This is a genomic window from Salmonella sp. SA14318 (assembly GCF_029866905.1).
GTDB lineage: Bacteria > Pseudomonadota > Gammaproteobacteria > Enterobacterales > Enterobacteriaceae > Salmonella > Salmonella enterica.
In genome coordinates, this window is record NZ_CP123282.1 from 4,553,723 (window position 1) to 4,576,629 (window position 22,907).

Annotated in this window: 16 protein-coding genes, 2 tRNA genes and 3 rRNA genes; 6 read left to right on the forward strand and 15 right to left on the reverse strand. The window is 51.7% G+C overall.

The window, feature by feature from the left end; all coding sequences use genetic code 11:
- The first annotated feature begins 232 nt into the window (after positions 1-232).
- On the forward strand, positions 233-1,141 hold the full coding sequence (locus QEN32_RS21665) for an acyltransferase (RefSeq protein WP_000196902.1): 909 nt from the start codon (positions 233-235) through the stop codon (positions 1,139-1,141).
- A 12-nt stretch (positions 1,142-1,153) separates the two neighbouring features.
- Here the strand turns inward: QEN32_RS21665 and dsbA are convergent, their stop codons facing one another.
- The 3 genes from dsbA to QEN32_RS21680 all read right to left on the reverse strand — a co-directional run bounded on the left by dsbA (position 1,154) and on the right by QEN32_RS21680 (position 3,126).
- The gene (dsbA, locus tag QEN32_RS21670) at positions 1,154-1,777 is read right to left on the reverse strand and encodes a thiol:disulfide interchange protein DsbA (RefSeq protein WP_000725364.1); all 624 of its coding nucleotides are present in this window, start codon (positions 1,775-1,777) and stop codon (positions 1,154-1,156) included.
- A 16-nt stretch (positions 1,778-1,793) separates the two neighbouring features.
- The gene (locus tag QEN32_RS21675) at positions 1,794-2,780 is read right to left on the reverse strand and encodes a serine/threonine protein kinase (protein ID WP_000999260.1); all 987 of its coding nucleotides are present in this window, start codon (positions 2,778-2,780) and stop codon (positions 1,794-1,796) included.
- Positions 2,781-2,856: 76 nt separating this feature from the next.
- A complete protein-coding gene (locus tag QEN32_RS21680; protein WP_000649858.1) occupies positions 2,857-3,126 on the reverse strand; it encodes a YihD family protein in 270 nt (89 codons plus the stop codon).
- 69 nt (positions 3,127-3,195) lie between these two features.
- Between QEN32_RS21680 and mobA the strand changes: the two genes are divergently transcribed.
- Both mobA and mobB read left to right on the forward strand, forming a co-directional pair.
- Positions 3,196-3,780, forward strand: coding sequence for a molybdenum cofactor guanylyltransferase MobA (gene mobA / locus QEN32_RS21685; RefSeq protein ID WP_023224813.1), 585 nt, complete (start codon positions 3,196-3,198; stop codon positions 3,778-3,780).
- Positions 3,777-4,292: a molybdopterin-guanine dinucleotide biosynthesis protein MobB gene (mobB, locus tag QEN32_RS21690; RefSeq protein WP_072102867.1), complete on the forward strand. Its 516-nt coding sequence runs from the start codon at positions 3,777-3,779 to the stop codon at positions 4,290-4,292. Before mobA ends, mobB begins: the two co-directional genes overlap by 4 nt.
- 302 nt (positions 4,293-4,594) lie before the next feature.
- On the opposite strand, the gene rrf is transcribed toward mobB, so the two are convergent.
- The 9 genes from rrf to pepQ all read right to left on the reverse strand — a co-directional run bounded on the left by rrf (position 4,595) and on the right by pepQ (position 14,137).
- Positions 4,595-4,710 (reverse strand): 5S ribosomal RNA (rrf, locus tag QEN32_RS21695).
- Between the two features lie 93 nt (positions 4,711-4,803).
- Positions 4,804-7,710: ribosomal RNA gene (locus tag QEN32_RS21700) — 23S ribosomal RNA — on the reverse strand.
- A gap of 182 nt (positions 7,711-7,892) precedes the next feature.
- Positions 7,893-7,968, reverse strand: a tRNA-Ala gene (locus tag QEN32_RS21705).
- Positions 7,969-8,079: 111 nt separating this feature from the next.
- A tRNA-Ile gene (locus QEN32_RS21710) sits at positions 8,080-8,156 on the reverse strand.
- A 69-nt stretch (positions 8,157-8,225) separates the two neighbouring features.
- Positions 8,226-9,767, reverse strand: a 16S ribosomal RNA gene (locus QEN32_RS21715).
- Together the 16S, 23S and 5S rRNA genes with 2 tRNA genes alongside form the textbook arrangement of a ribosomal RNA operon.
- 377 nt (positions 9,768-10,144) lie before the next feature.
- A complete protein-coding gene (hemG, locus tag QEN32_RS21720) occupies positions 10,145-10,690 on the reverse strand; it encodes a menaquinone-dependent protoporphyrinogen IX dehydrogenase (protein ID WP_000853982.1) in 546 nt (181 codons plus the stop codon).
- 11 nt (positions 10,691-10,701) lie between these two features.
- Entirely contained in the window at positions 10,702-12,153 is a 1,452-nt protein-coding gene (gene trkH, locus QEN32_RS21725) for a Trk system potassium transporter TrkH (protein ID WP_000545688.1), read from the reverse strand.
- Positions 12,154-12,191: 38 nt separating this feature from the next.
- The gene (locus tag QEN32_RS21730) at positions 12,192-12,806 is read right to left on the reverse strand and encodes an IMPACT family protein (RefSeq protein ID WP_000378897.1); all 615 of its coding nucleotides are present in this window, start codon (positions 12,804-12,806) and stop codon (positions 12,192-12,194) included.
- A complete protein-coding gene (gene pepQ / locus QEN32_RS21735; protein ID WP_000444529.1) occupies positions 12,806-14,137 on the reverse strand; it encodes a Xaa-Pro dipeptidase in 1,332 nt (443 codons plus the stop codon). Before pepQ ends, QEN32_RS21730 begins: the two co-directional genes overlap by 1 nt.
- Before the next feature lie 189 nt (positions 14,138-14,326).
- On the opposite strand from pepQ, the gene fadB reads away from it, so the two are divergent.
- Positions 14,327-16,516: a fatty acid oxidation complex subunit alpha FadB gene (gene fadB, locus QEN32_RS21740; RefSeq protein ID WP_017442066.1), complete on the forward strand. Its 2,190-nt coding sequence runs from the start codon at positions 14,327-14,329 to the stop codon at positions 16,514-16,516.
- 9 nt (positions 16,517-16,525) lie between these two features.
- On the forward strand, positions 16,526-17,689 hold the full coding sequence (fadA, locus tag QEN32_RS21745) for an acetyl-CoA C-acyltransferase FadA (RefSeq protein WP_000438778.1): 1,164 nt from the start codon (positions 16,526-16,528) through the stop codon (positions 17,687-17,689).
- A gap of 196 nt (positions 17,690-17,885) precedes the next feature.
- On the opposite strand, the gene QEN32_RS21750 is transcribed toward fadA, so the two are convergent.
- The 3 genes from QEN32_RS21750 to ubiD form a co-directional block, all read right to left on the reverse strand.
- Positions 17,886-19,709, reverse strand: coding sequence for an aryl-sulfate sulfotransferase (locus tag QEN32_RS21750; RefSeq protein ID WP_000669892.1), 1,824 nt, complete (start codon positions 19,707-19,709; stop codon positions 17,886-17,888).
- Between the two features lie 253 nt (positions 19,710-19,962).
- Positions 19,963-20,664 (reverse strand): NAD(P)H-flavin reductase, encoded by a 702-nt coding sequence (gene fre / locus QEN32_RS21755; protein WP_000209832.1) that lies wholly within the window; start codon positions 20,662-20,664, stop codon positions 19,963-19,965.
- 85 nt (positions 20,665-20,749) lie between these two features.
- Complete coding sequence (gene ubiD, locus QEN32_RS21760) at positions 20,750-22,228, reverse strand: 4-hydroxy-3-polyprenylbenzoate decarboxylase (RefSeq protein WP_000339760.1); 1,479 nt, start codon at positions 22,226-22,228, stop codon at positions 20,750-20,752.
- Between the two features lie 185 nt (positions 22,229-22,413).
- Here ubiD and rfaH point away from each other — a divergent pair, with 185 nt between their 5' ends.
- Positions 22,414-22,902, forward strand: a complete 489-nt coding sequence (gene rfaH / locus QEN32_RS21765; RefSeq protein WP_001192410.1) for a transcription/translation regulatory transformer protein RfaH — start codon at positions 22,414-22,416, stop codon at positions 22,900-22,902.
- The last annotated feature ends 5 nt before the right edge of the window (positions 22,903-22,907 follow it).

Consider the following 22,907-nt stretch of genomic DNA (forward strand, 5'->3'; position numbering starts at 1 on the left):
ACTTTAAAATCAGCGCGATAGCCTTCTCGTCTTAATAATTACCCATTATTTTCAATGAGTTGTTAACATCACGTTTTTCTGATTATCTGATTCATGCCGTTATCATAATGTGGATAGTTGTTACGAGTGTTTCTATTTCACTCAGCGCCATCATTAGCATCGTTTTCTGATAGAATCAGCCTCTTGCGCCCTTTTCGCGCACCGTTTATGGCTAACTTTTGAATAATTTATTATGACGAGAATACTCGCGGCTATCACGCTCCCATTGAGTATCGTATTGACCATCCTGGTCACTATTGTTTGCTCAGTACCGATCATCGTTGCCGGCATGGTAAAGCTCCTTTTGCCTGTTCCCGGTATCTGGCGCAAGGTCTCCATTTTCTGCAATTTCATGATGTATTGCTGGTGTGCTGGTCTTGCAGCGCTGTTACGCCTTAATCCGCACTTGCAATGGGATGTAGAAGGGTTAGAAGGGCTGAGCAAGAAAAATTGGTATTTACTGATTTGTAATCATCGCAGCTGGGCCGATATCGTTGTGCTTTGCGTTCTGTTCCGCAAGCATATCCCAATGAATAAGTACTTTCTTAAACAGCAATTGGCCTGGGTGCCGTTCATCGGCCTGGCGTGCTGGGCATTAGATATGCCGTTTATGAAGCGCTACTCCCGTAGCTACCTGCTCCGACACCCCGATCGACGCGGCAAAGATGTTGAAACAACTCGTCGCTCTTGCGAAAAGTTTCGTCGGTATCCCACCACTATCGTTAACTTTGTTGAAGGCTCGCGATTTACGCATGAGAAACGTCAGCAAACGCATTCACCTTATCAACATCTGTTGCCGCCAAAAGCAGCCGGTATTGCAATGGCGATTAATGTTTTAGGCTCACAGTTCGATAAGCTGCTTAATATTACGTTGTGTTACCCAAACAACGATCGTCACCCCTTCTACGATATGCTAAGCGGTAGGCTGACGCGTATTGTTGTTCGGGTGCAACTGGAACCCATAAATGAAGAACTGCACGGCGATTACGTGAACGACAAAACATTCAAACGCCGTTTTCAACGTTGGCTTAATACGCTGTGGGATAAGAAAGATATACAGATAGAAGAGATTAAAACATCTTATAAAAACGCCGGTCAGTGACCGGCGTTCTTTTTATTTTTTATCAACCAAATATTTCACAGTATCAGCATACTGCTGAACAAAAACATCCATGCTGCTGGTATCCATGCCTTGTGGGTTAATCTGGTATTTGCCATTTACAAACATCGCCGGAACGCCCTGCAGTTGCAGGTCAGCCGCGGCTTTCTCCTGTTGCGCAACCAGTGATTTCACCACGAAGCTGTTCCATGCTGCATCGTAATCTTCGCCCTTGACGCCCGCATCAACGAACACTTTACGGATATCCGCGGCAGATTGTACTGTCTGGGTTTTCTGTACGGCTTCAAACAGCGGGACCGTGACTTTATCTTCTACACCCAACGCCATCGCCACCGCCCATGCCTGGGTGAGCTCCTTGCCCAACGGCCCCAGGAACTCAACGTGGTACTTGGTCATTTTGGTGCCTTCCGGCAGCTTTTTCTTCACATTGTCAGACACATGAAGCACTTCTTCAAACTGATAACAATGTGGGCAGTAGAAGGAGAAAAACTCCAGTACCTGGGGTTCGCCAGCGACCGGTTTATCCAGCGTGATATACTGTTTACCGTCGCTGATCTGTGCTGCCGAGGCGCTAAAAGCTAAAACCATACCAGCCAGCGCCAGCCAAATCTTTTTCATGATCAACTCTCTCCGATTAATACATTGGCGTTAATTGTAAAGGGGGTTCGTGCAAAATTTTAGTCTGCTCAATAAAAGTCGTTGTCTGTCGCTGCCAGTAATCTTCCCCTGTTAACCAGGGAAAGTTTTTTGGAAACGCAGGATCGCCCCAACGACGAATCAACCAGGCAAGATAATAAACTAAACGCATGGCGCGTAAAGGTTCAATGAGACCAATTTCAGCCGTATCGAACTCACTAACTTCTTCATAAGCTTCAATAATGGTTTCAAGCTGCATTCGCTGTTCGGCTTTGTCGCCGTTCAGCAGCATCCATAAATCCTGTATCGCCGGGCCGTTACGGGCATCATCTAAATCGACAAACAGCGGTCCATCACGCCATAGAATGTTGCCGGCATGACAATCGCCGTGCAATCGCAGCGTGGCGAAATCGGGGCGCCAGCATTCGGTAACTGCAGACAGTAGAGTATCAGTGGCTTTCAGGAAAGCCGCTTTTTGCCCGGAGGGAATCAGTGCGGCATCTTCGAATACCTGGCGAGGTTCAAAAAGATACTCTGCAAGCCCAATGTCAGGCCGGAAAGTGAAAGGACGTTTTCGCCCCGTCTGATGCAATCGACCAAGATAACGCCCTACCGCCTCCATCTGATCGATATTATCTGCTTCAAACTGACGACCGCCTACGCTGGGGAAAATGGCATAATGATAGCCCTGATGCGCTAACAGTGTCTGGCCATTAAACGCGAGCGGAGCAGCAACCGGAACCTCATCCTTCACCAGTTCAAGCGCGAATTGGTGTTCTTCCCGAATTTGATCAACAGACCAGCGTTCAGGACGATAAAACTTAACGACAAAACGTCGACGGTCTTCATCCTGAAACTGATAGACGCGGTTTTCATAACTGTTTAGTGGAGTCAGCCCGGAATCCACCCTGATCCCCTGTTCAAACAGCGCATCCATGATGGTTTCCGGGTGTAGCGTCTGGAAAGTAAAAGCGTTGTCGTTCATCCCATCATCCGGAAAATACTACGAATGATTCAGGATATCATTTCGTGGCGATTTCGGTGGCGCCGCTTACAAGGTTTTACTCTTTAATAACGCCGCGGGCGCGTAAAAGCGCCGTTTTAAAGTCCTCTTCATAGTCTTTTTGAATCCCTGGAATGGCGGCGTCTTTGGCGGAATCGCGCATTTTCAGATGGTAGATCAGGATATCATCAGTTAAATCTTCCAGTTTGCCGTCAAAACCTGACTCTTTCGCCAGTTTCTGCAAAAATTGCGTCAGATTAAGATCAGGCTCTTTCTGCCAGGCTGGCTGGAGGAGTTCAATGACTTCATTCAGGCGTTTACATTTCATAGCTGTGCTCCTTATTCTTGATACAGACACGGTAGCAGGGTCAATCCCACAATAAAAGAGGCGATATCGGTGAATCTGGATGAAGTAATAACCGGCGTGGTGCTGGCAGGCGGTAAAGCCAGGCGGATGGGAGGTGCGGATAAAGGTCTGCTTGAACTGGACGGGAAACCGCTCTGGCGGCACGTTGCCGATGCGCTCGCGCCGCAACTGGCTACGGTCGTCATTAGTGCTAATCGCCATCTGGATATCTACCAGGCCAGCGGCCTGAAAGTCATTCCGGATTCAATCGCTGACTTTCCCGGTCCGCTGGCGGGTATGCTTTCCGTTTTTCAGCAGGTAGCAGGCGACTGGTTTCTGTTTTGTCCCTGTGACAATCCCTGTATCCCCCACAACCTGGTCGATCGTTTAGCAACGCAGCGTCATGGCGCACCCGTGGTTTGGGTTCATGATGGAGAGCGCGATCATCCAACGATCGCGTTGATTAATCGTGCCGTTGAACCCCAGTTGACAGCTTATTTGCAAGCAGGCGAGCGGCGGGTAATGATTTTTATGCGCCAGGTAGGCGGACACGCCGTTGATTTCAGCGATTGTAAGGAGGCATTTGTGAACGTCAACACGCCGGAGGAACTCGCGCAATGGCAAAAGAGACCATGATACCGCTACTCGCCATTGCCGCGTGGAGCGGCACGGGAAAAACAACACTGCTGAAAAAACTGATCCCAGCACTTTGTGCGCACGGTATTCGGCCAGGGCTGATTAAGCATACCCATCATGATATGGATGTTGATAAACCGGGTAAAGATAGCTACGAATTACGTAAGGCCGGGGCAGCACAAACGCTGGTTGCCAGTCAGCAGCGCTGGGCGTTAATGACTGAAACGCCGGGGCAAGAAGAGTTGGATCTGGCATGGCTGGTGAGCCGGATGGATGCATCAAAGCTGGATATGGTGCTGGTAGAAGGGTTTAAACACGAGGCAGTTGCGAAGATCTTACTTTTTCGTCAGGGATGTGGGCACAGCGAGGAAGAATTAATTCTTGATGAGCATGTTATTGCGGTTGCCAGTGATATTCCACTTGCCGTAGCGGTACCCGTTTTGGATCTTAATGATGTATCGCAGATTTCTGTCTTCATTTTGCGGTGGTTAGAGAAAGCACGTTCCTTGTAGGCCGGATAAGGCGAAGCTGCCATCCGGCGGTGCCGGTTGCCTGATGGCGCTGCGCTTATCAGGCCTACATTTTTACAGTTACCACACACGCAAAGAAGCCCGTCCGTCAGAACGGGCTTCTTCACTTGTCTGATGCCTGGCAGTTTATGGCGGGCGTCCTGCCCGCCACCCTACGGGCCGTTGCTGCGCAACGTTCAAATCCGCTCCCGGCGGATTTCTCCTCCTCAGGAGAGTGCTCACCGACAGACCACAGATAAAACAAAAGGCCCAGTCTTTCGACTGAGCCTTTTGCTTAATTTGATGCCTGGCAGTTCCCTACTCTCGCATGGGGAGACCCCACACTACCATCGGCGCTACGGCGTTTCACTTCTGAGTTCGGCATGGGGTCAGGTGGGACCACCGCGCTAGTGCCGCCAGGCAAATTCTGTTATCAGACCGTTTTTACGTTCTGATGTAATCTGAATCAGTGCTGAAAATCATCTCTCATCCGCCAAAACATCTTCGGCGTTGTAAGGTTAAGCCTCACGGTTCATTAGTACCGGTTAGCTCAACGCATCGCTGCGCTTACACACCCGGCCTATCAACGTCGTCGTCTTCAACGTTCCTTCAGGAGACCTAAAGTCTCAGGGAGAACTCATCTCGGGGCAAGTTTCGTGCTTAGATGCTTTCAGCACTTATCTCTTCCGCATTTAGCTACCGGGCAGTGCCATTGGCATGACAACCCGAACACCAGTGATGCGTCCACTCCGGTCCTCTCGTACTAGGAGCAGCCCCCCTCAGTTCTCCAGCGCCCACGGCAGATAGGGACCGAACTGTCTCACGACGTTCTAAACCCAGCTCGCGTACCACTTTAAATGGCGAACAGCCATACCCTTGGGACCTACTTCAGCCCCAGGATGTGATGAGCCGACATCGAGGTGCCAAACACCGCCGTCGATATGAACTCTTGGGCGGTATCAGCCTGTTATCCCCGGAGTACCTTTTATCCGTTGAGCGATGGCCCTTCCATTCAGAACCACCGGATCACTATGACCTGCTTTCGCACCTGCTCGCGCCGTCACGCTCGCAGTCAAGCTGGCTTATGCCATTGCACTAACCTCCTGATGTCCGACCAGGATTAGCCAACCTTCGTGCTCCTCCGTTACTCTTTAGGAGGAGACCGCCCCAGTCAAACTACCCACCAGACACTGTCCGCAACCCGGATTACGGGTCCACGTTAGAACATCAAACATTAAAGGGTGGTATTTCAAGGTCGGCTCCATGCAGACTGGCGTCCACACTTCAAAGCCTCCCACCTATCCTACACATCAAGGCTCAATGTTCAGTGTCAAGCTATAGTAAAGGTTCACGGGGTCTTTCCGTCTTGCCGCGGGTACACTGCATCTTCACAGCGAGTTCAATTTCACTGAGTCTCGGGTGGAGACAGCCTGGCCATCATTACGCCATTCGTGCAGGTCGGAACTTACCCGACAAGGAATTTCGCTACCTTAGGACCGTTATAGTTACGGCCGCCGTTTACCGGGGCTTCGATCAGGAGCTTCGCTTGCGCTGACCCCATCAATTAACCTTCCGGCACCGGGCAGGCGTCACACCGTATACGTCCACTTTCGTGTTTGCACAGTGCTGTGTTTTTAATAAACAGTTGCAGCCAGCTGGTATCTTCGACTGACTTCAGCTCCGTGAGTAAATCACTTCACCTACGTGTCAGCGTGCCTTCTCCCGAAGTTACGGCACCATTTTGCCTAGTTCCTTCACCCGAGTTCTCTCAAGCGCCTTGGTATTCTCTACCTGACCACCTGTGTCGGTTTGGGGTACGATTTGATGTTACCTGATGCTTAGAGGCTTTTCCTGGAAGCAGGGCATTTGTTGCTTCAGCACCGTAGTGCCTCGTCGTCACGCCTCAGTGTTAAAGTGAACCGGATTTACCTGGAACACACACCTACACGCTTAAACCGGGACAACCGTCGCCCGGCCAACATAGCCTTCTCCGTCCCCCCTTCGCAGTAACACCAAGTACGGGAATATTAACCCGTTTCCCATCGACTACGCCTTTCGGCCTCGCCTTAGGGGTCGACTCACCCTGCCCCGATTAACGTTGGACAGGAACCCTTGGTCTTCCGGCGAGCGGGCTTTTCACCCGCTTTATCGTTACTTATGTCAGCATTCGCACTTCTGATACCTCCAGCAACCCTCACAGGCCACCTTCGCAGGCTTACAGAACGCTCCCCTACCCAACAACACACAGTGTCGCTGCCGCAGCTTCGGTGCATGGTTTAGCCCCGTTACATCTTCCGCGCAGGCCGACTCGACCAGTGAGCTATTACGCTTTCTTTAAATGATGGCTGCTTCTAAGCCAACATCCTGGCTGTCTGGGCCTTCCCACATCGTTTCCCACTTAACCATGACTTTGGGACCTTAGCTGGCGGTCTGGGTTGTTTCCCTCTTCACGACGGACGTTAGCACCCGCCGTGTGTCTCCCGTGATAACATTCTCCGGTATTCGCAGTTTGCATCGGGTTGGTAAGCCGGGATGGCCCCCTAGCCGAAACAGTGCTCTACCCCCGGAGATGAATTCACGAGGCGCTACCTAAATAGCTTTCGGGGAGAACCAGCTATCTCCCGGTTTGATTGGCCTTTCACCCCCAGCCACAGGTCATCCGCTAATTTTTCAACATTAGTCGGTTCGGTCCTCCAGTTAGTGTTACCCAACCTTCAACCTGCCCATGGCTAGATCACCGGGTTTCGGGTCTATACCCTGCAACTTAACGCCCAATTAAGACTCGGTTTCCCTCCGGCTCCCCTATTCGGTTAACCTTGCTACAGAATATAAGTCGCTGACCCATTATACAAAAGGTACGCAGTCACACAGGTAAACCTGTGCTCCCACTGCTTGTACGTACACGGTTTCAGGTTCTTTTTCACTCCCCTCGCCGGGGTTCTTTTCGCCTTTCCCTCACGGTACTGGTTCACTATCGGTCAGTCAGGAGTATTTAGCCTTGGAGGATGGTCCCCCCATATTCAGACAGGATACCACGTGTCCCGCCCTACTCATCGAGCTCACAGCACATGCGCTTTTGTGTACGGGGCTGTCACCCTGTATCGCGCGCCTTTCCAGACGCTTCCACTAACACACATGCTGATTCAGGCTCTGGGCTCCTCCCCGTTCGCTCGCCGCTACTGGGGGAATCTCGGTTGATTTCTTTTCCTCGGGGTACTTAGATGTTTCAGTTCCCCCGGTTCGCCTCATTAACCTATGGATTCAGTTAATGATAGTGTGACGAGTCACACTGGGTTTCCCCATTCGGGTATCGCCGGTTATAACGGTTCATATCACCTTACCGGCGCTTATCGCAGATTAGCACGCCCTTCATCGCCTCTGACTGCCAGGGCATCCACCGTGTACGCTTAGTCGCTTAACCTCACAACCCGAAGATGTTTCTTACGATTCATCATCGTGTTGCGAAAATTTGAGAGACTCACGAACAACTTTCGCTGTTCTGTGTTTCAATTTTCAGCTTGATCCAGATTTTTAAAGAGCAAAACTTCGCAGTGAACCCTTTCAGGTACACTCTGAAGTATTTTTTCGTAAACACTCACGAGATGGTGGAGCTATGCGGGATCGAACCGCAGACCTCCTGCGTGCAAAGCAGGCGCTCTCCCAGCTGAGCTATAGCCCCATCGTGTAGTCAGAACCTCTTTACCGATAATTTTTCCTGAGACAAGGCGTGGAATAACGAAGCATACATCAGTATGTGAGTTATTTCACAACGCAGTATTCAGGGAAAATCTGGTAGGCCTGAGTGGACTTGAACCACCGACCTCACCCTTATCAGGGGTGCGCTCTAACCACCTGAGCTACAAGCCTGTAGAGGTTTTACTGCTCGTTTTTCATCAGACAATCTGTGTGAGCACTGCAAAGTACGCTTCTTTAAGGTAAGGAGGTGATCCAACCGCAGGTTCCCCTACGGTTACCTTGTTACGACTTCACCCCAGTCATGAATCACAAAGTGGTAAGCGCCCTCCCGAAGGTTAAGCTACCTACTTCTTTTGCAACCCACTCCCATGGTGTGACGGGCGGTGTGTACAAGGCCCGGGAACGTATTCACCGTGGCATTCTGATCCACGATTACTAGCGATTCCGACTTCATGGAGTCGAGTTGCAGACTCCAATCCGGACTACGACGCACTTTATGAGGTCCGCTTGCTCTCGCGAGGTCGCTTCTCTTTGTATGCGCCATTGTAGCACGTGTGTAGCCCTGGTCGTAAGGGCCATGATGACTTGACGTCATCCCCACCTTCCTCCAGTTTATCACTGGCAGTCTCCTTTGAGTTCCCGACCTAATCGCTGGCAACAAAGGATAAGGGTTGCGCTCGTTGCGGGACTTAACCCAACATTTCACAACACGAGCTGACGACAGCCATGCAGCACCTGTCTCACAGTTCCCGAAGGCACCAATCCATCTCTGGAAAGTTCTGTGGATGTCAAGACCAGGTAAGGTTCTTCGCGTTGCATCGAATTAAACCACATGCTCCACCGCTTGTGCGGGCCCCCGTCAATTCATTTGAGTTTTAACCTTGCGGCCGTACTCCCCAGGCGGTCTACTTAACGCGTTAGCTCCGGAAGCCACGCCTCAAGGGCACAACCTCCAAGTAGACATCGTTTACGGCGTGGACTACCAGGGTATCTAATCCTGTTTGCTCCCCACGCTTTCGCACCTGAGCGTCAGTCTTTGTCCAGGGGGCCGCCTTCGCCACCGGTATTCCTCCAGATCTCTACGCATTTCACCGCTACACCTGGAATTCTACCCCCCTCTACAAGACTCAAGCCTGCCAGTTTCGAATGCAGTTCCCAGGTTGAGCCCGGGGATTTCACATCCGACTTGACAGACCGCCTGCGTGCGCTTTACGCCCAGTAATTCCGATTAACGCTTGCACCCTCCGTATTACCGCGGCTGCTGGCACGGAGTTAGCCGGTGCTTCTTCTGCGGGTAACGTCAATTGCTGCGGTTATTAACCACAACACCTTCCTCCCCGCTGAAAGTACTTTACAACCCGAAGGCCTTCTTCATACACGCGGCATGGCTGCATCAGGCTTGCGCCCATTGTGCAATATTCCCCACTGCTGCCTCCCGTAGGAGTCTGGACCGTGTCTCAGTTCCAGTGTGGCTGGTCATCCTCTCAGACCAGCTAGGGATCGTCGCCTTGGTGAGCCGTTACCTCACCAACAAGCTAATCCCATCTGGGCACATCTGATGGCAAGAGGCCCGAAGGTCCCCCTCTTTGGTCTTGCGACGTTATGCGGTATTAGCCACCGTTTCCAGTAGTTATCCCCCTCCATCAGGCAGTTTCCCAGACATTACTCACCCGTCCGCCACTCGTCAGCGAAGCAGCAAGCTGCTTCCTGTTACCGTTCGACTTGCATGTGTTAGGCCTGCCGCCAGCGTTCAATCTGAGCCATGATCAAACTCTTCAATTTAAAAGTTTGATGCTCAATGAATTAAACTTCGTAATGAATTACGTGTTCACTCTTGAGACTTGGTATTCATTTTTCGTCCGAGGACGTTAAGAATCCGTATCTTCGAGTGCCCACACAGATTGTCTGATAAATTGTTAAAGAGCAGTGCCGCTTCGCTTTTTCTCAGCGGCGCGGGGTGTGCATATTACGCTTTCCCGCTTCAGAGTCAAGCGTTTATTTTCGCTTTTCTCCGTGAGGTTCTGGTCTGAACCCCGCTGACCCGGCGGCCTGTGTGCCGTTGTTCCGTGTCAGTGGTGGCGCATTATAGGGAGTTATTTCTGCCTGACAAGAGGAAATTTAAAATAATTTTCTGAGTGCGCACTTTTTATTCTTTGCGTTTATTTTGCCGACGATTTGTTGGTTAAATGGGCTATTTCACGGGCAAAGTGCGCAACTTGCTCCCAGTCGGTGTACACCACTTCTTTACTGGTATCCGTTTCGCCGCCCGACATCTTCATAATAAGCTTGATCATCAGACGGTCATACCAGCGATAGCGGGGATAGCGAAGCGCGCCTGCAATGACGGCACAGTAGTCAGGTCGCCACGGAGAACTCATTAAAAACTTACGCGCGTAGCTGTTAGTCTGCGGCGTCCGTTTTTCAGCTTTACGCGCTACCAGGTTAACGGAATAAAAGGCGCTCGGCATTCCGTTCAACCGCGTGGCGTATTTCTTAACAAACTCCTGAAAGGCGCTGTGGTAATGACCATAACGAATAGACGCGCCAATCACTACGCGATCATAGCTATCCCAGTCAGGCTCTTCTGCGCGATGCAGATTAACGACATCGGCCCAGATCCCCATCTCTTTGAGTTCAGAAGCCAGATAAGAGGCAATTTCGCGCGTTTGTCCGTCCCGGGTAGAGAAAAGAATCAATGTTTTCACGTGTTACTCCATTATTCACGCCAGAAAGTCGGGGTAAAAAGTACCAGCAAAGTGAATACTTCCAGACGACCAAATAGCATGTTGGCGATGAGTATCCATTTCGCAACCGGATTCATACTGGCGAAGTTATCAGCAACCACCCCCAGCCCCGGTCCCAGGTTATTAAGCGTAGCCACTACCGAGGCGAAAGCCGAGAAATCATCTACGCCTGTAGCGATAATGGCCAGCATACTGACGATAAATACCAGCGCGTAGGCAGAAAAGAATCCCCAGACGGCTTCCAGAATACGTTCTGGCAGCGCCCGGTTCCCCAGCTTAATACTGTAAACGGCATTCGGATGCACCAGACGTTTGAGTTCGCGGTTCCCCTGTTTAAATAACAACAGAATACGGATGACCTTTAACCCCCCGCCCGTTGACCCGGCGCAACCGCCAATAAACGCGGAACATAGCAGCAAGACAGGCAAAAACAGCGGCCAGCGCGCAATGCTGTCCGTGGTAAACCCTGCCGTTGTCGCCATCGACACAACCTGGAAGAATGCCTGATTTAGCGTTGTCAGCGCCGAGTCGTAGATATTATGGAACCACAGTACCAGCGTGCAGATTACCACCAGCGTCAACTGTACGCCGATGAACATGCGGAATTCCGGATCGCGCCAGTATACTTTCAGGCTACGCCCGCTTAATAAAGAGAAATGCAGGCCATAGTTACAACCGGAGATCAGCAGGAAAATAGCGATGATGGTATTAATAGTGGGACTATCAAAATAGCCTACGCTGGCGTCATGCGTTGAGAAGCCGCCGATAGCGATAGTGGAGAAGCTATGTCCGATAGCGTCAAACGCGGGCATCCCTGCAAACCATAGCGCCAGCGCGCAGGCTACCGTTAGCAAGACATAGATAAGCCACAGCGTTTTCGCCGTCTCGGCAATACGCGGGCGCATTTTGTTATCTTTCAGCGGCCCCGGCATTTCCGCCCGATAGAGCTGCATCCCCCCGACGCCGAGGATAGGGAGAATCGCCACCGCCAGCACAATGATCCCCATACCGCCAAACCATTGCAGCATCTGACGATAAAAGAGAATGGCGTGCGGTAATGAATCCAGCCCCACCAGCGTAGTGGCGCCCGTGGTGGTTAACCCGGAGAACGATTCAAAAAAAGCATCGGTAATGGTGAGGTTTGGGCTTTCCGAGAAAATAAACGGTAGCGCACCCACGCTGCCCAGCACGGTCCAGAACAGCACCACGATAAGAAATCCTTCGCGGGATTTCAGCTCGCCCTTTTCCCTACGGTTTGGCCACCACAGTATGGAACCGATCGCCAACGCGACAAAAAAGGTCTGCGTGAACGCTCTTCCTGCGCCATCACGATATATTAGCGCTACCAGTCCCGGGAGAATCATTGTCCCCGAAAATAAGATAACCAGTAGTCCAACGATTCGGGTAATGGCGCGAAAATGCATCTCTGCCGCTTCCTTTATTCTTAAAAATGAGGTGGGGATTATTCTTCAATCGCTAACAATTGCAATGAACCACGGCTAAAATCCGCCAGTTTTGTGGAAAATGCATTCACATGAGCAAAAGGAAGCGCCACCCTGAGCCGAACAGACGCCTGATAATCGCTGGAAACGATCTTCCCGGCAAACTGTCCTAATAATGCTTCGATTCCGGCCAACTGACCGTACTCACACTGCAAAGTATATTCGGTTAATGGCGTCTTGCGTTGTGTGGCAAGCTGACGTAATGCCTGATTCACACCGCCGCCATAGGCTTTTACCAGCCCGCCCGTACCCAGCAGAATACCACCATAGTAGCGCACGACGACGGCAGTAATTTCTCCGACGCCGCTGCCCATCAATTGCGCAAGCATCGGCTTGCCTGCCGTTCCCGCCGGTTCGCCGTCGTCTGAAAAGCCCAGTTGCTGTGAGTCGTCCGGCGCACCCGCCACCCACGCCACACAATGGTGGCGCGCATCAGGGTGCTCAGCTCTGACTGACTCAACAAACGCTTTCGCCGCGTCTACGCCATCGGTATGCGCCAATAGCGTAATAAAGCGGCTTTTTTTGATCTCTTCAACAACGGTGACCGGCGCTGCAGGGATTAACCAACTGTCCATTACGCCAGTTTTAAATCCCGCGTCATGTTTTCCACGCCGTTTTCGTGGATGACCACGTTATCTTCAATGCGAATACCGCCGAAAGGCTTGAGCGCTTCAATTTTCTGCCAGTTGAAGTGCTTGCTGAACGGCCCTTCGCGCCACGGCGCTAACAGCGATTCGATGAAGTAAATCCCCGGTTCGATGGTCAACACCATTCGCGGCTGTAACACACGCGTGCAGCGCAGATACGGGTATTTGGACGGCGCGGCGAGATGCGTACCGGAATCATCCTGCATAAACCCGGCCACATCGTGTACCTGCAGACCCAACGGATGACCAATACCGTGCGGCATAAACGGCCCGGTGAGATCATTTTCCACCATCGCCTCTTCACTCATGTCGGTAATGATTTGATGCTTACGCAGCAGCTTCGCGATGCGCTGATGGAACTGAATATGATAATCCACATAGCTGACGCCCGCCTTCATGGTAGCGATCAGCGCCAACTGTTCGTCGTTAACATCTTTCACCAGGTGGGCGTAGTCGTTATCGCTTTTCGCCGACCAGGTCCGCGTCAGATCCGCCGCGTAGCCGTTGTATTCCGCGCCCGCATCCAGCAGGAAACTGCGCATTTCAGACGGTGCCTGATGATCCAGTTTCGTGTAATGCAGCACGGCGGCATGTTCGTTCAGCGCTACAATGTTGCTGTATGGAACATCGGTATCGCGATGTCCCGTGGCGGTCAGGTACGCCAGGTTGATGTCAAACTCGCTCATGCCGGAACGGAAGGCCTCTTCCGCCGCACGATGACCGCTCACCGCCATTTTCTGCGCTTCGCGCATACAGGCCAGTTCATAATCCGTTTTATAGGCGCGGTAGTAATGCAGATAGTCGATAACACCTTTCGGGTTGATGTTGCTGGCGGCGATATCCAATTGTAGCGCGCGCTCAGGAACCGGGCCGATATAGCCGATATTGCCACGCGCGGCAGGCAGTTGGCTGCCGATGCCATCCGCTTTCGGTAAGGCGACGACCTCGACTTCTTCTGTCCAGAAGGACGTTGGCAGCGGTTCAACGTTATGCCAGTAATCGACCGGCAGATAAAACCACAATTTGGGTTTGTTGACGCCATCGACCAGCAGCCAGCAATTTGGAACCTGGGTTACCGGCACCCACGCTTTAAACTGCGGATTGACCTTAAACGGATAAGGGTGATCGTCGAGAAAGACGTTGAAAAGCTCGCCGGAATGAATAAGTAACGCATCCAGCTTAAAGCGCGCCAGAACATCGCGCGTCCGTTCTTGTAAGGTAACAATATGATTTTTATAGAGCGCGGCCAGTGATTCCATTTTTTACCCTTCTGTTTTTTTGACCTCAAGTTTCCGCATCTTAGCACATCGCCCCACGAGAGCGTGATCTCTGCCGAGCGTGATCACATCGGCATTTCTTTAATCATTTATTTGCATTTTATTAACACAAAATACACACTTCGCTTCATCTGGTACGACCAGATCACCTTGTGGATTCAGGAGACTGACATGCTTTATAAAGGCGACACCCTGTACCTCGACTGGCTGGAAGATGGCATCGCCGAACTGGTGTTCGATGCTCCAGGCTCGGTCAATAAACTCGACACCGCAACCGTCGCCAGCCTCGGCCAGGCGCTTGAGGTGCTGGAAAAGCAACACGATTTAAAAGGGCTGCTGCTGCGCTCGAATAAAGCGGCCTTTATTGTCGGCGCGGACATCACCGAATTTCTTTCACTGTTCCTCGTCCCCGAAGAGCAGTTAAGCCAATGGCTGCATTTCGCTAATAGCGTCTTTAACCGTCTGGAAGATTTACCCGTACCGACCCTTGCCGCCGTAAACGGCTATGCGCTGGGCGGCGGGTGCGAATGCGTGCTGGCCACCGATTACCGTCTGGCGACGCCAGACCTCCGTATCGGTCTGCCGGAAACTAAACTGGGCATCATGCCGGGTTTCGGCGGCTCCGTTCGTCTGCCGCGTATGCTGGGCGCAGACAGCGCGCTAGAGATTATCGCGGCAGGTAAAGATGTCGGTGCTGAGCACGCGCTGAAAATCGGCCTTGTGGACGGCGTGGTCAAACAAGAGAAGCTAATTGAAGGCGCGATAGCGGTGTTACGCCAGGCCATTACCGGCGATCTCGACTGGAGAGCTAAACGCCAGCCGAAACTGGAACCGTTGAAACTCAGCAAAATTGAAGCAGCGATGAGCTTTACCATCGCTAAAGGCATGGTCGCACAAACGGCGGGTAAACATTATCCGGCGCCGATGACCGCAGTGAAAACCATTGAAGCCGCCGCGCGTTTTGGTCGTGAAGAAGCGCTGAATCTGGAAAATAAAAGCTTTGTTCCGCTGGCGCATACCAATGAGGCTCGTGCGCTGGTCGGTATCTTCCTCAACGATCAATATGTAAAAGGTAAAGCCAAAAAGCTGACCAAAGATATTGAGACGCCGAAACAGGCAGCCGTACTGGGCGCGGGCATTATGGGCGGCGGTATCGCTTACCAGTCGGCCTGGAAAGGCGTACCGGTTATCATGAAAGATATCAACGATAAATCGTTGAACCTCGGCATGACCGAAGCGGCCAAGCTGCTGAACAAACAGCTGGAGCGCGGCAAGATCGGCGGTTTGAAGCTGGCGGGCGTCATTTCGACCATCCACCCGACTCTCGATTATGCCGGTTTCGATCGCGTAGATGTTGTTGTCGAAGCGGTAGTCGAAAATCCGAAAGTCAAAAAAGCGGTACTGGCGGAAACCGAGCAGAAAGTGCGCCCGGAAACCGTGCTGGCCTCAAATACCTCCACCATCCCAATTGGCGAACTGGCAAGCGCCCTGGAACGTCCGGAAAACTTTTGCGGAATGCACTTCTTCAACCCGGTACACCGGATGCCGCTGGTTGAAATCATTCGCGGCGAGAAGAGTTCAGACGAAACCATTGCCAAAGTCGTCGCCTGGGCCAGCAAAATGGGCAAGACACCGATTGTAGTCAACGACTGCCCCGGCTTCTTTGTTAACCGCGTGCTGTTCCCCTATTTCGCCGGTTTCAGTCAACTGCTGCGCGACGGCGCGGATTTCCGCAAAGTCGATAAAGTGATGGAAAAACAGTTCGGCTGGCCGATGGGCCCGGCCTATCTGCTCGACGTGGTGGGTATTGATACCGCCCACCACGCGCAGGCGGTAATGGCGGCAGGCTTCCCGCAACGGATGCAGAAAGAGTATCGCGACGCTATCGACGCGCTGTTTGAAGCAAGCCGCTACGGTCAGAAGAACGGTCTGGGCTTCTGGCGCTATAAAGAAGACAGCAAGGGTAAGCCGAAGAAAGAAGAAGATGCCGCGGTGGATGACCTGCTGGCAAGCGTCAGCCAGCCGAAACGCGACTTCAGCGACGACGAGATAATCGCCCGTATGATGATCCCGATGATTAACGAAGTGGTTCGCTGTCTGGAAGAAGGCATTATCGCAAGCCCGGCGGAAGCCGATATGGCGCTGGTCTACGGCCTGGGCTTCCCTCCGTTCCACGGCGGCGCATTCCGCTGGCTGGATACACAGGGCAGCGCGAAATATCTTGATATGGCGCAGCAGTATCAACACCTCGGCCCGCTGTATGAAGTGCCGGAAGGGCTGCGTAATAAAGCGCGCCATAACGAACCGTATTATCCCCCGGTTGAACCAGCCCGTCCGGTTGGTTCTCTGAAAACGGCTTAAGGAGTCACAATGGAACAGGTTGTCATTGTCGATGCTATTCGCACCCCGATGGGCCGTTCGAAGGGCGGCGCGTTTCGCAACGTGCGGGCAGAAGATCTCTCCGCCCACTTAATGCGTAGCCTGCTGGCGCGTAATCCGTCGCTTACAGCGGCGACCCTCGATGATATTTACTGGGGCTGCGTACAACAAACGCTGGAGCAAGGCTTCAACATTGCCCGTAACGCCGCGCTGCTGGCAGAAATTCCCCATTCGGTACCGGCGGTCACCGTCAACCGTCTGTGTGGTTCCTCGATGCAGGCGTTACACGATGCAGCGCGAATGATCATGACCGGCGATGCGCAGGTTTGTCTGGTTGGCGGCGTGGAACATATGGGGCACGTGCCGATGAGCCACGGCGTGGATTTTCACCCGGGTCTGAGCCGCAACGTCGCCAAAGCGGCAGGGATGATGGGGCTAACGGCGGAAATGCTCTCCCGCCTGCACGGCATTAGCCGGGAAATGCAGGACCAGTTCGCCGCGCGTTCTCACGCTCGCGCCTGGGCCGCCACCCAGTCTGGCGCATTCAAAACGGAGATTATCCCGACTGGCGGTCATGATGCAGACGGCGTGTTGAAGCAGTTTAACTACGATGAAGTGATCCGCCCGGAAACCACGGTCGAAGCGCTATCAACGCTGCGTCCGGCATTTGATCCGGTTAGTGGCACGGTCACGGCGGGCACCTCATCCGCGCTTTCCGATGGCGCAGCCGCCATGCTGGTAATGAGCGAAAGTCGTGCCCGTGAGTTGGGCCTGAAACCTCGCGCCCGTATTCGCTCAATGGCAGTGGTGGGTTGTGATCCGTCAATTATGGGTTACGGGCCGGTTCCGGCGTCAAAACTGGCGTTGAAAAAAGCGGGACTGTCAGCCAGCGATATCGATGTGTTTGAGATGAACGAAGCGTTTGCCGCACAGATCCTGCCATGCATTAAGGATCTGGGATTGATGGAGCAAATAGACGAGAAGATCAACCTCAACGGCGGCGCGATCGCGCTTGGTCATCCGCTCGGCTGCTCCGGAGCACGTATCAGCACCACGCTTATCAACCTGATGGAGCGCAAAGACGCGCAGTTTGGTCTGGCGACGATGTGTATTGGTCTGGGTCAGGGCATCGCCACGGTGTTTGAGCGGGTTTAATCAAAGATAATATCCCCTAAATAACTCGCATTGCAGCGCAGCGGCGACTGAGCGAATCCCCGGGCACATAGATAACTATGTGCCCGGGGTGAGCAAAGGCAGCCAACAAAGAGGCTGCGCGAATTATGACGGGAAACAGTTTAGTTGCCGTTTTTCCCGCCCGTCAGGGGCGGGTTTTTTCACCGTATGGCCCGTTCTACTCAGTAAGCGCTTTGGTCAGGCTAAATGGCATAGCTTGATATCCACGCGCACCATGTATTTGCATTTCGACCGCAGGCTCTTTTTCTCCCCATTTGAACTCTTCCAGATACGGATTAGGTAAGCTGGTAAATGCGCCTACCGACAAATCAAACGCACCACCTGCTGTTGCGGAATACACAAACACAGAATTCTTGTCAGTCTGGTACTCGGTGATAGAGGTTACCGGGCTAAACCACTCGTTCCCGCGCTCTTTACCGTATTGCCAGATCTGTTGGACTGTCTTGTTTTTCTGGTCGATTTTGTAAATCACGGAGCGGCTGTATTTCATACTCTGCATAGCAGGCTGTTCTAAGCCGCGGCCATCGCCATTGTCGAAAGCGGAAAGGTATAAGATATCGCCTTTACTCTTACTATCAATTTTAAAGGCCGTATGTTGCGTCCATGTCCAGTCGAAGTCACCCTCGCAGCCACTGTCCTGGCAGGCGATTTTTTGGCCTTTGCTATCCACAGGCGTCAGAATTGCGGCATTAAATGGCGCTTTCCAGCCAGCAGGCGTACCCAGTATCCACTTCACTTTCTTATCGCGGCCGATTTTGATAATCGCACTCTGGTGGCGGGAGCTGATGATGATGGAATCATCTTCACTGTCATAGTCGACGCTGTTGACATGCGCCCAGTTGCGGCCAGCCCCACTACCCACGATATCCCCGAATTTGTCGGAGGAGTCCAGCGCCGCCAGATCTTCTTCGCTCAACGTATGGCCGGACTGGCTGGCGTCGATATTCAGGCACACAGCGCCCTGATCGAGGGTTTTCATTATCACATCACGATAAGGATCGAGGATATCAAACAGACGCCATTCATCCACTACCACGCCGTTCTGATCAACTTCGGCAATCACATCACGCACGGTACGAACATTTTTCCCATCAGGACGTTTATAGTTAGAGCTGGCTACACGCAGGAAGTAGTGACCGTTGGCCGCGTTATCCATTGAGTGTGAAAAATCGTTATAATTATCCGGCAGACGGCGGTTAAAGATTTCACGCCCCATGATATCGTATTTCACATAACGCTGACCGTAGCCCCACGATAGTGCGCCATCCTGGTTTTGTTTAAAGCCCATCATAACGCCAGCACGATAAATTGACTTTAAATCATAAATTGAACTTGGATTCATAAACCAACGAATATCACCGGAGGTGTCGATAATAGCGTTAGCTGTAGTGAAGTTCCATTCTAATGCACCCCCAGTAGGGTTGTTCCAGACAGTACGCGTTCCATTCCCAGACTTATCTTTCGTATTATTCAAAAGATACAAGCGATCTTTAAATTCTGGGGAAACCTTTTTAACATCGATAGTAAAGAGTGCTGATTGTTCTTCTTTTGTACCCGATGATTCAATATAGGCAGGCGGTGCATACATTTTATAGCTTTCTTTTATATTTTCGGTTTTACTACCCTGGATCCTTGTATATTCAACTTCAACGGTATTGACATAATCTGGGTAAAGACCAAAGACGGGGATACCGCCATACGTTAAAAGGTATTTATTATTAACTTTATACGCGATCTCCTGGCCATTTTCTTTGGGGACAATCCGTACATGCACGTCACGTAACTGGTAACCGCCATTACGAATAACGGCGGTTAGCGGCGCGATATCATAGGGGTTCATAACAACTTCGCCAATTTTTCCCTGGACCTGATAGTCCACTTTAGCGCCGCTGGCGCCGCCGATGGCGAAAGCAGTAGAAGGTACTGATGACAAAATTGCAACAGATAATGCGAGAGAAGTTAAAGCATATTTAAATTTCATAACACTCTCCATCTTATAAATAAATAACTAACTTTCCATTTTATGTTTCTTTTATAAAAATAAATGAAGCATATATAATTAACTATTTTTATTGATAGCCTCAGGACATAATATTACTTAATTTATTACACGCAATACAAAGCCTGTAGATATTCAATATCATAACGTTTTATAGTTGACGATTAATTAATATTTAAGAGGACTTTTAGGTAGGCTAACGTAAAAAGGGACGCTACTGCGTCCCATAAAATAGTTAAATAAATGCGAACGCATCGCCAAACAGACGATCTTCCCGCGCGTTACGCTCATGACAGAACAGATCGCGGGCGATTTTCGCCATCTCAAAACGTCCGGCAATATAAATATCGTGCCCCGCCAGCGTACCATAATCCTGCAATACCGCCGTAAGTACCGTTCCTGTACGTCCACGCCAGCCTTCTTCCGGCTGCTCGACAACAGGTTCAATACGCAAATTCGGATGGTTAACAGAGAGTGCTTCCAGCTCAGAGAGATCATAGAGGTGCTTTTCTTCGCGACCACCCCAGTAAATGGTAACATCGCGGTTCGGGTTGCGCGCTAACGCCGTCAACAGGATGGAGCGCACATAAGAAAAGCCCGTACCGCCCGCGATCAGAATCAACGGACGCTCTTCATCGTCACGTAGCCAGGCGTCGCCATGCGGAATATCGACGACGATTTCCCGGTCTTTCAGAATTCGATCCATGACCGCCATCGCATACAGATTGAGCTCGGAAGCGCCAATGTGTAATTCAATAAACCCTTTCTCGTCCGGCGTTGAAGCCATCGAAAACGGGCGTTTGTCACGCTCGTCCATTACGACCATCAAATACTGACCAGCGCGGAATGAAAACGCCGCGTCCGGCACTAAACGAACCCGATATACGGTATCGGTGATAGCTTCTACCGAGGTCACTTTACAGCTTAAGGTTGTCATGCGCTCCCTCTGTCGGGTGTCGGGTCAATACCGACATTTTTCAAGCCGAGTCGCCGCAGCCTGAAATGTCGATGTCCGCTTTCAGTTATTTAAAGATAGCCAGCTCATCCCAAATCGCATCAATACGCGCGGTAACTTCAGGATCTTTAACAATAGGACGACCCCACTCGCGTTGGGTTTCGCCCGGCCATTTGTTTGTGGCATCCAGCCCCATTTTTGAACCCAGCCCGGAGACCGGCGAGGCAAAATCCAGGTAGTCAATCGGCGTATTTTCAACCAGCACCGTATCCCGCGCAGGGTCCATACGGGTGGTAATCGCCCAGATCACATCATTCCAGTCGCGTGCGTTAACGTCATCATCGCAAACGATAACAAACTTCGTATACATAAACTGGCGCAAAAACGACCAGACGCCCATCATGACGCGTTTCGCATGACCAGCGTACTGCTTTTTCATCGTCACTACCGCCAGGCGGTAAGAACACCCTTCCGGCGGCAGATAAAAGTCGACGATTTCCGGAAACTGTTTTTGCAGAATAGGCACGAAGACTTCATTGAGCGCCACCCCTAATACCGCAGGCTCATCGGGCGGACGCCCGGTATAGGTGGAGTGATAGATGGCATCCTCACGCTGCGTAATATGCGTGACGGTAAAGACCGGAAAGTTATCCACTTCATTATAATAGCCCGTATGATCGCCATACGGTCCTTCCGGCGCCATCTCTCCCGGCTCAATGTAACCTTCAAGGATAATCTCGGCGCTGGCAGGCACTTCCAGATCGTTAGAAAGGCATTTAACCACTTCAGTTTTCGTGCCGCGCAGCAGGCCCGCAAAGGCATACTCCGACAGAGTATCGGGAACAGGAGTCACGGCGCCAAGTATCGTCGCCGGATCGGCGCCCAATGCGACGGAGACCGGGAAACGTTCACCCGGACGCGCGGCTAACCACTCCTGAAAATCCAGCGCGCCGCCTCGGTGAGACAGCCAGCGCATAATAAGCTTATTTTTACCTATCAACTGCTGACGATAAATGCCCAGGTTTTGCCGTTCTTTGTGCGGGCCACGCGTTACCGTCAGTCCCCAGGTAATCAGCGGCGCGGCGTCGTCCGGCCAACAGGTCATGACAGGAAGACGCGTTAAATCGACATCATCGCCAGACGCGATTTTCTGTTGGCAAGGCGCGCCGCGTAACCGTTTCGTCGGCATATTCAGCACTTGCTTAAACTGCGGCAGCTTGTCAAACAGATCGCGAAAGCCTTTCGGCGGCTCAGGTTCTTTCAGAAACGCTAATAATTTACCCACTTCCCGTAAGGCGGAAACATCATCCTGCCCCATGCCCATCGCCACGCGTTTTGGCGTGCCAAAAAGGTTGCACAGCACCGGCATGGCGTAACCTTTAGGATTTTCAAACAGCAACGCCGGTCCACCCGCACGCAGCGTGCGGTCAGCGATTTCCGTGATTTCCAGATGAGGATCCACAGGTAGCGTGATGCGTTTTAGTTCCCCCTGCTGCTCAAGTAGCGTCAGGAAGTCGCGTAAATCGTGATATTTCATGGCGTCCATTGTAGCCTCTTGGTAAGCGCATCATTATACGGCGTTCATCATCGGGATGCTGTATTTTTGTTAAATTAGCGTGAACTCTGGCAACCAACGCTAATCCAGATACGGCTTAAAGGATGAAGTGTATAATTAACTTCGCGCATGGCTTTTGCTATGCTTGCGCCCCGAACAAGCGGATAAGAGTCATTATGCAATCCTGGTATTTACTGTACTGCAAACGCGGGCAACTTCAGCGTGCTCAGGAACACCTCGAAAGACAAGCGGTAAGTTGCCTGACACCGATGATCACCCTGGAAAAAATGGTACGCGGAAAACGTACCTCCGTCAGCGAACCGCTCTTTCCTAATTATCTGTTCGTTGAATTTGATCCGGAAGTGATACATACCACTACAATCAACGCCACGCGCGGCGTCAGCCATTTTGTGCGCTTTGGCGCGCATCCTGCGATCGTGCCTTCCAGCGTTATTCATCAGCTTTCTATCTACAAGCCCGAAGGCGTTGTCGATCCTGAAACCCCCTATCCCGGCGATAGCGTCATCATCACGGAAGGCGCATTTGAAGGGCTGAAAGCGATTTTTACCGAACCGGATGGCGAAACGCGTTCGATGTTACTGCTTAATTTACTCAATAAAGAAGTGAAGCAGAGCGTAAAAAACACCGGTTTTCGCAAGATTTAGCGATC